At 28.5% G+C, this 13,215-nt stretch carries 6 protein-coding genes; 3 read left to right on the forward strand and 3 right to left on the reverse strand.

Going from position 1 to position 13,215, the window contains the following annotated elements:
- Positions 1–34 precede the first annotated feature (34 nt).
- From DAD81_RS12245 to DAD81_RS12255, 3 genes are all read left to right on the forward strand, one after another.
- Complete coding sequence (locus DAD81_RS12245) at positions 35–1,627, forward strand: glycoside hydrolase family 30 protein (protein WP_111708556.1); 1,593 nt, start codon at positions 35–37, stop codon at positions 1,625–1,627.
- A gap of 432 nt (positions 1,628–2,059) precedes the next feature.
- On the forward strand, positions 2,060–3,400 hold the full coding sequence (locus DAD81_RS12250; protein ID WP_111708557.1) for a glycoside hydrolase family 2 TIM barrel-domain containing protein: 1,341 nt from the start codon (positions 2,060–2,062) through the stop codon (positions 3,398–3,400).
- Positions 3,393–7,178, forward strand: coding sequence for a glycosyltransferase (locus tag DAD81_RS12255; protein WP_111708558.1), 3,786 nt, complete (start codon positions 3,393–3,395; stop codon positions 7,176–7,178). The genes DAD81_RS12250 and DAD81_RS12255 overlap by 8 nt, the downstream gene beginning before the upstream one ends.
- A 344-nt stretch (positions 7,179–7,522) precedes the next feature.
- On the opposite strand, the gene DAD81_RS12260 is transcribed toward DAD81_RS12255, so the two are convergent.
- The 3 genes from DAD81_RS12260 to DAD81_RS12270 form a co-directional block, all read right to left on the reverse strand.
- Positions 7,523–9,256, reverse strand: a complete 1,734-nt coding sequence (locus tag DAD81_RS12260; RefSeq protein ID WP_111708559.1) for a glycoside hydrolase family 26 protein — start codon at positions 9,254–9,256, stop codon at positions 7,523–7,525.
- 4 nt (positions 9,257–9,260) lie between these two features.
- Entirely contained in the window at positions 9,261–11,771 is a 2,511-nt protein-coding gene (locus tag DAD81_RS12265) for a sulfatase (RefSeq protein WP_111708560.1), read from the reverse strand.
- Between the two features lie 267 nt (positions 11,772–12,038).
- Positions 12,039–12,977, reverse strand: coding sequence for a UDP-glucuronic acid decarboxylase family protein (locus DAD81_RS12270; RefSeq protein ID WP_111708561.1), 939 nt, complete (start codon positions 12,975–12,977; stop codon positions 12,039–12,041).
- Positions 12,978–13,215: the final 238 nt, after the last annotated feature.

Genomic DNA, 13,215 nt, shown 5'->3' on the forward strand with positions numbered 1-13,215 from the left:
TAGAACTATTTCAACAATTATAAATTAACAATTAATGTTTGCATTACAGAAACCGAATATTACTCTTTTACAAATACTAACTATATTAAGTTTAATTTACTCCTGCTCTCCTACAAATAATGATTATGTAGTTGATGTATATCAAACTTCACAATCTGGAGACAATCTTAAATTAATTACAAAAAACCAAACTACACAAACAGTTGGGGAAATCAAAAAAGTTAGTTTACAGATTAACCCCAACCTGAAATTTCAGGAGTATGTTGGTTTTGGGGCTTCTTTTACGGAATCTTCAGCATGGAACTTGGCTACTATTCCAAAAACACTTCGTAAGGAAGTATTAACACGTCTTTTCAGTCCAACAGAAGGTGCTGGTTTTTCCCTTACACGCACACACATTAATAGCAGTGACTATTCAAATAGTCACTACACTTATGTTAAATCGGGGGATACGAGCCTTTCTACTTTTAGTATAAATGAAGACATGAAAGGTTTTACAGGTAAAGAAAATGATCAAGTGAGAGGTATTGAGTTGATAGAACCTAATTATGACATTATTCCAATGATCCTTGAAGCAAAAAGTATTAAAGGAGCAGATTTTAACATTATTGCCTCACCTTGGAGTCCACCGTCGTGGATGAAATCTGGAGAAACTTCAGAAATGACCAACGGTACTTTACTTCCTAAATACTATGGCGTTTGGGCAAAATATCTTTCAAAGTATGTAAGTGCTTATGCAGAACAAGGCATAGACCTTTGGGGAATTACTCCGCAAAATGAACCGCTACATGCACATAATGCACGTTGGGATAGCAATGGGTTTACTGCTAAGCAAGGGCGCGATTTTTTACGGGATTACTTAGGTCCTCAACTTGTTAAAGATGGCCATCTGAAACTTAATGATTTAGATGCAGGATTACGAGTGTTAATATATGACCATAATAAATCTTCAATGAATGATTATGTTAGAGTAACTTATAGCGATGTTGAGGCAGCTAAATATGCGTGGGGTACAGGGTTTCATTGGTACGCGAACTCAGAACTTGAAGAGAATAATTGGTTTAAAGATGAATTAGATATTTTGAGAACAACTTGGGCTAACAAAGGAATGATTCATACTGAATCGAGCATTGACATTGACGCTAACAATCCCATAGGTCAATATTGGAGGGAGAGTACTGACTATGCAGGTACTTTTGTGCCTTTCGATACTTACGCTCTCGATATAATCACAGATGTAAATCACGGAGTTCAAGGTTACATTGAATGGTGTATGATTCTAAGTAATAAAGGTCAGCCAAATCCTTATGACAACTTTAATAGTGCACCAGTATTAATTAACCCAGTTACTGACCAAGTTATTTATACGCCTCTCTATTACTTAATAAGTCATTTTAGTAAGTTTATAAGACCTGGAGCACACAGAATAGAATTGGTTGGCGAAGAGCTTGAGGGGCTTGCATATACAGCAGCAATAAACACTGATGGATCCATTGCCGTAGTTGTCTTTAATAGAACCTCAGAACCTCTTGAACTGGAAATAACTTTGCAATCTACAACCCATAAAATACAAATTGCACCAAGGGCTCTACAAACAATTAATTTTCAAAACAATAAATTAGATTAAAAGAAACTTTATAAATGAACTTGGCTATACAAATGGGTATGAAAAATAGCTGAATTCAGTAAAATAGCTGGATAGAAATCTGTACTCAATAACTTAACGTAACAAAACTAAATTTATAGATTTGGTAATATGATACCTAAAAAAAAGTTGAATTATCTGAAAGATTTTTTGAGCTATCTTTTTGGTGTAATTTCATCTATCATTATTTTAATTTTAATAGAGATTTTATTGGGAAAATTAATAAAATAGCAGTACCTATATTTAAGGACAAGACATCCATAATTAGTATGTTTTTTTGGGGGGGTAATAGAGGTGTTATTTTTTTATAATTTGAATGAAACTTATTTAAGTCTAATAAATTATCTTTATTTTTATGACCATTCTTGAAACATCAAGAATTTAAAGATTAATATTTATTATGCTTTAGGTTATATGATTAAATTAATAATGCGCTTAACGTTTATTATATTTGGGTTATTTCTTCTTATTTTTGCGATTTATAGATTTTTTCCATTTAAGGATAAAGTGATTGATACTGAAAAAACAGTCTATATAAAAAAAAATGGTGAAAACTTTAATATTATAAGGAATGGTGAAAATTTTTATATAAAAGGCGCTTCAGGAAAAAAGTATTTAAAAGAATTATCGAGTATTGGAGGTAATACTATTCGTGTATATGAGACTGAGAATCTTGAGGCAATATTGGATAGCGCTAAAATTAATAATATAGCAGTAATTGTTGATATTTATATACCAAAATTTTTTAAAAACGATAACTTTTATTCAATAAAAGAAAATACTTCTAAGCTAAGTCAAAATATTCAAGAATTAGTAAATAAGTATAAAGATCATCCCGCTCTTTTGTTTTGGAATTTAGGTAATGAGGTTAAATATCCTAATGTTATAATAAAAAATGATTTTATAAATACTTTTAATAACCTTATAAATCTTATACATACCATAGATCCCAATCATCCAGTATCTACCTCTATTATAGCGAAAAGAGAAATCTTTAGTATGCTTTTACATTCTCCTGAATTAGATTTATTTGGTTTTAACATTTTTGCTCATTTAAAGCATTTAGAATCGGATATTAGAAAAGCTAATTTTTTAGTAAAACCATTCCCTTATTATTTAAGCGAATATGGAAATGCTGGCCCTTGGGAAGAAGAACAATTAACTGCTTGGCATGTTCCTGTAGAGAAAAGTACAACAAAAAAAGCTGAACAATATAGAGATCAATATGAATTATATATAAAGTCAGATAAGAAATCTTTGGGTAGTTTAGCATTCTATTGGGGGTATAAGCAAGAATATACTCATACTTGGTTTAACATATTTGATGAAAAAGGAAGGAAATCTCATATTTATTACGCCTTAGAGTCAGTTTGGAATAACAAAAATTATGATGATAGTAATACTTCAGCAAGAATAAAATATATGTTGATAGAAGGAAAAGGAGCTAAAGATAATTTAATCTATAAGCCCAATGAAACAAAATCTGCGACTTTATTTTTTGATGGAAAAGTGGATTCAACTTACACCTATAAATGGAATATTTATAAAGAAAAATGGTATGATAATGATTCTTCTGTTGTTACAATTAAACCATTATTAAGTTTGGAAGGTATACCAAATACTAATAAATATTTTTTTACTTTTAGAACCCCCTTAACAGAAGGTCCTTATAGACTTTTTGTTAATGTAAATGATAATAAGGGCAATTTTGCTTCAACTAACACCCCCTTTTATGTCTTAAGCGATAATGAATAATTTAAATAAAATAAAGGGACCCAAAAGAAAACATAGATTTACAATTAGGTTACTTATTATTCTTGGTTTATTAAGTATTCTTAATTTTTTCTATTGGTTCACAAAACCAGAATTAATTGAGAATAAATTACTGTTTTGGTTTTTAACGGCTGTTTTAATTTTCGACTCCTTAAGAATTATTTTCTTGTGGTATCATTATTGGAATATTACGATTCCTGCAAAGTTGGAGCCTAAAAAAAAGTTTTCTGTTGATATTTTAACAACTTATTTTCCTGGTGAACCATATGATATGGTAATTACAACCTTAAAAGCCATAAAGAAAATAAATCATTCTCATACTGTCACTACATATTTGTGTGATGAAGCTAACGATGATTATCTTAAAAGGTTTTGTATAGATAATGATATAATTCACGTAACTAGAGACAATAGGATTAATGCTAAAGCAGGAAATATAAACAATGCACTTAAACAAGCAACAGGTGAAATTTCTTTAATATTAGATCCAGATCATGTTCCTTTTCCTAATTTTTTAGAAGAAACTATACCTTATTTTGAAGATGAAAAAATTGGTTTTGTACAATCTGTGCAAGCATATTATAATTATGACGAGTCTAAGGTAGCTTTAGCAGCGGCACAACAAACATTTCATTTTTATGGACCAGTTATGATGTGTATGAATGCTTATGGAACGGTAAATGCAATTGGAGCTAACTGTATTTTTAGACGAAAAGCCTTAGATTCAATTGGAGGCCACGCTCCAGGACTATCAGAAGATATGCATACAGCAATGCAACTTCATGCTAAAGGCTGGAAATCTACCTATGTACCTAAAGTATTAACAAGAGGTTTAACACCTGCAAGCTTAACTGCTTATTACAAGCAACAACTTAAGTGGTCAAGAGGAACTTTAGATTTGTTAACAACTGTTTATCCTAAGTTATTTAAAAATTTTACTTGGCGACAAAAATTACATTATGGGTTACTGCCAATACATTATTTATCAGGTATTTTCTTTTTAATTGGTTTCTTAATTCCAATCTTATCATTACTAAATGCATCATTACCTTGGAAAGGTAATATTACTAATTTTGGACTTATTTACGCGCCATTATTTGCTTGTTTAGTAGGTATTCATATTTATGTTCAACGTTGGTTGCTTCATAAGAGTGAAAGGGGGCTTCACGTTTTAGGTGGTGTTTTAATGATTTGTACATGGTGGATTTATCTTCTCGGTTTTATTTATACGGTAATTGGGAAAAAAGTACCGTATTTACCTACACCAAAGAATAGTGATGGAGTTACAAGTTTTAAGTTATTAATACCTAATCTTGTTGTGGCACTAGCATCGGTTTTTTCTATAATTTATGGACTTTCTATTGACTTTACGCCATTTACTATTTTTATGGCTTGTTTTGCAGCTATTAACGCCTTTTTTATGCTGTATACTTTAAAATTTGCTTACGATAAACCTTTAGCTGAAAATGCAGCTTTACAGAATTATGATAAACCATATTTAAAAACTATTAGAAATAAAGTTTTTAAAATTTTCAATAAATCTGTTGTTTCTATTGTTGTTTTAATTGCATTAACTTGTGGGTCACTTCAATATTATGGCGATTATATTAAATGGAAAGGTGTTTCTCCAGAAATTAAAGCAAAAAATAAAATAAGATATTTAGGTACTTTTACCCCTAAGTATGATAATGGATTAACAGATTTAAAAGAATTAAAAAAATCAGCTCAATTTAGAGAAGATGAATTTGATTTAATCTCTTTGTATTTAGCTTGGAATAAGGATATTGAATCTAATTTTCCAAGAACTTTAATAGATTCAATTTATAAACAAAACTCAATACCTTTAATTACATGGGAGCCGTGGTTAAATTCTTTTGAAAGTGATGAAAATACATTAGATAAAAATTTATATGAACAAATAGAAGAAGGACATTTTGATGAATATTTACATCATTTTGCAAAAGTTTTAAAGAGTTTTAACCGACCAATTTTTATCAGGTTTGCGCACGAATTTGATAACCCGTTTTATCCTTGGTATGTAGAAGGAGAAAAAGATAGTAAAAGCTTTAAAATAGCTTGGGTTCATGTTTATGAAATTTTCAAGAATTCTGGAGCAGATAATGTGATTTGGATTTGGAATCCTTGGAAAGCTGAAAATGTTAAAGACTATTATCCTGGTCCTGATTATGTAGATTGGATTGGAGTTGATATTTTAAATTATGGTAATTTAAACAAAGATGGAATAAATCATTACTTTAAAGATTTATATAAGCCTTTTCATGACGAATTTAAAAAACTTCCTAACACACCGGTTATTATAGCTGAATTCGGATCTTTAAAAAATACTAAATTTAAAGAGGTGCAAGAAAAGTGGATAGATAGTGCATTTCAAAATATAGAAAATGATTTTAATGAAATAAAATCAGTAGTTTATTTTAATAGTAAGGTAGATAATAATTTACCACAAGGAGAAAGTTCAAACATATATTTGGATTGGTCTGTAACATCAAAACAAACTTCAGTTAATATATTTAACAATAAAAAAGTGCCTAGTTATGTATTACAACCTTTTAAAAAAGGAAGTAATGAAATTAGTGAGTATGAAAACAACAAGAACCCCGAACAGATTAATAATATAAAGGGTGTAAATTTTAAAAAGGGACATAATTGGGATAAAGATTATCATGTTCTTACAAGAAATAATTTAATTTCTGATTTTGAAAAGTTATTTAAACTTGGAATTAAAACAGTTAATTATTTAGGTAATTCGGTTTATGATTATAATGTGCTAAATGTAAGTAAAGCTAAGGGTGTTGATATTTCATATAGCTTTTGGGTGCCAGAAAACTTAAATTTTGTCCTTGATACATTAAAATCTAACGCATTAAAAAAAGAAATATTAAATAAAATACATTATTTAAAAGATAATAAACAAATTTTTAGATGGAGTATAAAAAATGATGTGTTATATAATCAAAAAGATTTTTATCAGAAGCCAGAACTTTTATACCAGAATGAGGCTTATGTATTATGGATTAAAGATTTGTTGAAACGGATAAAAAAAATAGATTCTAAAAGATTAGTTGTTTTAGATATTGAAGTAAATAAACAAACTAAATACCACATTAATTATATTCTAAAATATATTAAAAATATAGATATTATTGGTTTAGTAGCAAAAGATGCTGAAGGTTTAGAAGATGTTATAGAATTTTTAGAAAAAACAAATAGGCCTTTTATCTTCAGTGAAATAGATGTAGAAACTATTAAAACTCATAAAATAATTGAAAGAGAAATACCATTTTATGTTAGTCAGTGGCAAGATAAGCATGAAAGTAATTATCTTAATTTTAAAGGGTTAATAGATAGAAAAGGCAGATTTAAATCTGAATGTTCAGAATTTTTAGCTTTACTTGGTAAAAGTAAATTAGTTTCCAATAATGAAAAGTATAATATCTTAAAACCATCTAAATATATTTTTGATGGTCAAGAAAACACTTACCGAGCAGTGGTTTATAATGAAGATAATGGATGGGGTTTTACATCAAAGTATAAGGATTTAAAGTATGAATGGTCATTAATAAAATGTGATGAGTTTGGTAATTATTTAGCTATAAATGAAATAGGGGAAGGGTCTGAATTGGTTTTAAAATTACCTAAGTCGCATGATTTATATAGGCTGCACTTGGCAATAATAAAAAAAGAGAATGTTATTGCTTCAATTGTAACTGAACTAAATACACCAATTATATTTAAGTGATTTTTGAGTTTAAGCTTCAATGATTAAATAATTATTTAGTTTATATTTTTTTACTATAATCAATTAATAAACTTTGAATAATAACTATAGAAAAAACCAAAGTAAACAGATTAAAAATAATTGCAGATTAGACAACACAGAAGCCCATATAAGATTTAGAGCAAAAGAATTTATAGCTCACATAAGAAATTACAAATCCAATAATAATAATAATAATAATAATAAATATTAAGGGATAGAAAATGGAAGAAATATATTGGTTGTTTAATTACTTTATAATATTATGTTTCAATCTTTGTTTCTTAAAATTGCTTATTTTACAAAGAATTCTCCATTATTAAATTTCATTCTTTATTTAGAGTATTTATAAAATGGTTTAAAGTTTCTTTAGAAATACTCCAATTTGGTGGCTCAATATCACCCCAAGCTTTAGGTGTGTCAGACATGTTAAAATAATTAGCACCTATTACTTGTGAATCGTTCTTAAGAGTTTTTGCAGCATTTTCTATCCATTTTCTTTGATAAGAATCAGGCCCTTTAACTCCAAATTCGGTTATAAAAATAGGTTTATCTAAAAATCTTATTCTTCTTTTTTTCATGTTAAAAATAGATTCAAATGATTTCTGCTTATTGGGGTCTGTTATATTTTTATCTGGTAACCCATATATTGCAAAACTTATGATATCTACAACGTCATTTCCAGGCCAAAACTCTATTGAACCCCTATCTCCTGCAGGTCCCCAAACTCTTTTTATATGAGATGGTAGTGTGTTTTTATAAGACATAAAGTATCTAAATGCTTTTATATAGGTAATTGGATTTTGGCTTTGCCATGGGTATCTTTTTATGGGGATTTCCATTTCATGTCCAAATCTTAAATAAACTTTTTTGGAAGTTTGCGAAATTATCGAATATAGCTTTTTTATTTCATCATCATATTCATTCTTGAGCATATCTTTAAGCACATCCATATCGTTTCTTCCTTTGGAGCCCCAAGGTTCAATTGTTACTATTACATCATGATTTCGGGCTAAGACATTTTTAAAATCTTTTTCAAAATTGCCATTATACAAACTAGAAAAATCGATAAAAAGATGTTCTGTTGAAACAGATGTTTCGGTATTAAGTAAATCATTTGGGTCATAGAGTCCAAATTCAAATGTATTGTGAAAAGACCTTTTAGTTTCACTTTTTGGTGTTATAAAATTATCTTCAGAATAAATAATTTCCTTTTCTGAATACACTTGTTTTTTCATAGAGTCTAGCAATTCTTGAGTAATGTTTAGTTTATCATCCTTTGGAGAGCCAAACACAAAAATAGGTTTATCTAAAAATCTCAATCTATGTAGTCTTCTAAATAAATCGTAATATATAGAACTATATTTGGGGTAATAATTTATTCGTTTTTCAGATTTGGAAGATAATACTACCGAAGCTATATCAACTTGCCTATCATCTGGGTAATATTCTAAAATTCCGGGGTACCCTGCTCCACCAAATATATGCTTAATCTGAGGAGCATAGGAGTTGGTTAAATTTGTTAAATGCTCAAATGCCTTCTGATAAGAGAGAACATAGCCTTGCCATGGGTAAGTAAAACTAGGAACTTCAATCTCAGGATTTAATCTAAAGTAAACATTTGGTCTGTCACCAATAATAGAAACACAAAACTCTTGAATAAGTTTATCATATTTTCCATTATATAATGATTTCATCTCATCTTGTTTAAACGAAAAATAGCTGTTTACACTCCATGTTTCTATGGTAAATATTAAAGGGATTGAAGGATTATTTATATCTTTTATTTCATTCCTATTTATATTAATCGCTGATGATTTAACTAGTTTAATTTTATAATGAACTGATTTTTCTATCAACTGAGATTTATTTAAATCCTTAAAAGAAAAAACAGCAAACAGTTTTGAATTGTTTGCTAATTCTATGGTATTGTTTAGGTTTAAATCAAACAAGTTTTTTAAATGATACCTATACTTCCATAAAAATGGTGAGCTTAAAATTATAAGAATAAAAGATACTGTTAGTATTTTCTTCCAATGCTTAATTACTTTTTTTAACATTTTTTTAGTTTAATAAATTTTCATTCACGAATTTATCTTGGTATTGAACCCAAGAAGCAATGCGTTTTTTTGCACTATTTATTTCTAATTCCGTAATTTCATTTGCAATATTAAACTTTTCGTCAGGATCATTTAACAAATCAAAAACTTCAACAGTTTTTGTAGTTTCATTAAAAATAAATTTTTTATTTTCTTTTCGATAACCAAACAAATAATCCGAGTATGGGGTGAAAAAAAATACCTCATCGTGATGTGTAGAAATGATATCCCTTCCATGCCATGTAGGTGGAACTTCAATATCTAATAATTTTAAAGTTGTTGCTGCGATGTCTTTCATTGAAACAATATCTTCTCGCTGTTCTCCATTAAAAAGTAATGGGTTTATAAAATACAATGGAATCTTTATGTTTTCTTCATAAATAGTTGATGCATGACCGTGGTTATTATGCTGATTAAAAGCTTCTCCATGGTCTCCAGTTACAACAATTAGTGTTGATTCGAATAATTTATTTTCTTTTAAAACCTCAATAATATCACCAATCATCTGATCGCAATGTTTAATGGTGTTTAAATATCTATTAAAATAAATATTGTTAACATTAAAATCTTCCTCTTCCTGTGAAAAGAAATATGGATAATGTCCTTGAACAGTCCAAATTGTTGAGAAAAAATTGTCTTTACTATTATTTTCTAGCCAAACCTTAAAACGTTGGGTCAAACAGAAATCGTCAATAGCATTACCTTCCTTATACATTTCCTGCCTATAATTATTATCACAATTAATATCAGAAAAGTCTTCAATTGTGTCAAATTGGTGATTTTTTAAAAATTGATCTCCTTTCAAATAACTTAAATCTGCAGATGTGAAAAAGGATGTTTTATAGTCGTGCTCTTTTAATAATGATGGTAATGTGATGTGATTAAAATCAGGTTTTTCGTTGGTTAAACATTTATAAGATACATAAGGATATATTCCGCCAAACAGAGATATCATTGATTTCATTGTAGCTGGGGCATGGGCATAAGCATTTTTATATAGAATGGCTTTATTGGCATAAGCATTCAAATTAGGAGTAATATTATATTTGCCGTCGTATGCATCAAAATATTTTGCTCCTGATGATTCTAATATTATAAAAATTACATTTTTAATAGCCTTCTCTTTTGAATAATTTTTTACTTTAAGACTAGTACCTTCCCTTGGCTTAAATCTTTCATTATCATCTAAAGGAAGCGTAAAAAAAGAGGTTACTTTATCATTATTAATAATTGAAGCTCCCATTGCTAAAACAGCATTTTCAACTTTCCCTTTGTCGTACTTTTTATCTAGTCTAAATGAAGCGGTTACTAAAAATACTATGGATAAAAAAACAAGTAGATAACTAGGATGTTTTATGTATTTATTGGCGTTTATGAAGGCGTCTATGAATTCCCATATTTTCTCTAATAAAAAAACGCTCGTTGAAATTGCTACCAGATTTATAATTGTAAGTAGTGTTAAATTTTCTTTTATTGCATTTATGGAATCTTCACTTCCTAAAAAGTCAGAATAATAGAACCATTCATAATTAAAAGGATGACCCAATAATATTACTGTTGTTATGTTTGTAAAAGCAACAAATGCAGATATAAATACTATGACTTTAAATATCCAAAGAACAATATTTCGAAGCTTGTTCTTTTTAATAAAAAATAATGTACTAATAACTGTAGATATCAATATTAAAACATAAATGAGATCCTTGAAACTAGCTTTAAAAAGTTTTATTACATTACCCCAATCATAGAACAAAGATTTTGGGTTTAACCTTATAATTTCACTTCTAGCCAAAACGTGAAATAAAAACAAAGCTACGCCAAGGAAAACCACCTTTTTAATCATTGAAGTTTTCTCAAGATTTTTGAACCATAAACCTTTTAACGAGTAAAGAATTAATAGGAAAAGTGATAAAATCAGAAAAATAAGCCATCCGTATGGCACTACTCGAGATTTTTTACTTTTTTCATTTTGAGAATAAACAACTTGAAACGTTAGTTGCTCTTGATTGTTTAAGGTTACTTTTTCTTTACGCCAATCCCATAAATCTTGATAAACTCCAGATGTATTTTTCGTTATCCAAAATCCATAATAAATTTTTGAATCTTTGGGCATCGTAATCGAAATTTTAAATTGGCCAATATTATTTTTTAGCATTGGTGCGTACACAAAATTTTTAAACACTTTGGCACTCTTATTCAATTTAATTACTTTTTCATTAGAAAAATCTTCTGAAAACCAACAAAAATTGACAATTTCAGATTTAGGAGCGTTATAGACAATCTCGTTAGTGATGAGCTCATTCAAATTAATACTATCTGTTAACACCAAGTACGACTCACTATAATTTAGAGAAGTGTTTTTCTTAGAAGTCCCATCTGCATTAACACTATCAAAAGAGCACAAAAAAACAAACAAGAAAAAAAGTAATCTAAAAACTTTATTATATTTAATTAAGTTAACTTTTTTCAAGTTCATTTTTTATTTATTAAATGGTCAATTTATTTAGATTTTCTTTAACTATAAGGCATCTGAAAATTTTGAGTTTTTTGGTAACTTTATAATAGCAATTATTAGGGGGGTATTTTATAAATGTACAATTTTAGCTTTAAGTAAAAAAAAAGTTAAAGCTAAAATTTAATAAAGTAGATTAAAACTAGTTGTATTCAGTTTAAATTAAAATTAGAGCTATAATTTTTTTGAATTCAAATTTTTATTATTGATTTATACATTATGTTTCTAATATTAAATAATTGATTTAAAATATTCAATAGTTTTAATTAAGCCCTCATCTAATTCAGTTTTTGGCTCCCAATTTAATTCCTTTTTTGCAAGACTAATATCTGGCTGTCTCATTAGAGGGTCATCAGAAGGTAAAGGTTTATTAATAATTTTAGAATTTGAACCTGTAAGTTTTATTACTTTTTCTGCGAGTTCAAGAATTGTAAATTCATTAGGGTTTCCAAGATTTACTGGCCCAGTAAAACTATCAGGCGCGGCCATTGTTTTAATCATACCTTCAACTAAATCATCTACATATTGAAAACTACGAGTTTGCTGTCCATCACCATAAATAGTAATATCCTCGTTTTTCAATGCCTGAACTATGAAGTTTGAAACAACTCTACCATCATGTGGATGTAAACGAGGACCATAAGTATTGAAAATTCTGATGATTCTAATATTTACATTATTGTGTCTTTTATAATCCATAAAAAGAGTTTCAGCAGAGCGTTTTCCTTCATCATAACAAGAACGTATACCAATAGGGTTTACATTTCCCCAATATGATTCTGATTGCGGGTGTACAAGAGGATCTCCGTAAACTTCACTAGTAGATGCCTGCAGTATTTTTGCATTAATTTGCATTGCTAGATCTAGCATATTTATGGCCCCCATTACTGAAGTTTTTATTGTTTTTATAGGATTGTATTGATAGTGTATAGGAGATGCCGGACATGCAAGATTATAAATTTCATCTGCTTCAATAAGAAAAGGATTTGTAACATCATGCCTAATCAATTCAAAGTAAGGATTGTTTAATAAGTGAACAATATTCTCTTTTTGTCCTGTGAAAAAATTATCAAGAGAAAAAACTTCATTGCCTTCATTTAATAATCGTTCACATAAGTGAGAACCAACAAAACCAGCTCCACCGGTTATGAGTATTTTTTTTCTAACCATAGTTATTTTAATATGAATAATTTTATAATATGTTGGGATTATCTTATCCTGAAATATAGCTCCAGGTTAAAATTAAATTTAGGGTTTTAATTGATATACAATATTACTTGTTTTATAGTTTAAAGATAAGTGTAATCTTATCTCATTATAAAATTTAATTGTATTTTTTGAAGCTCTTTTCTATTAAGCTACAAATAGAGGTTGGTCGAGATAAACTCGTTTTTTAATATTTCGTAAA

The organism is Lutibacter citreus (assembly GCF_003260195.1).
In the GTDB taxonomy this organism is placed as follows: domain Bacteria; phylum Bacteroidota; class Bacteroidia; order Flavobacteriales; family Flavobacteriaceae; genus Lutibacter; species Lutibacter citreus.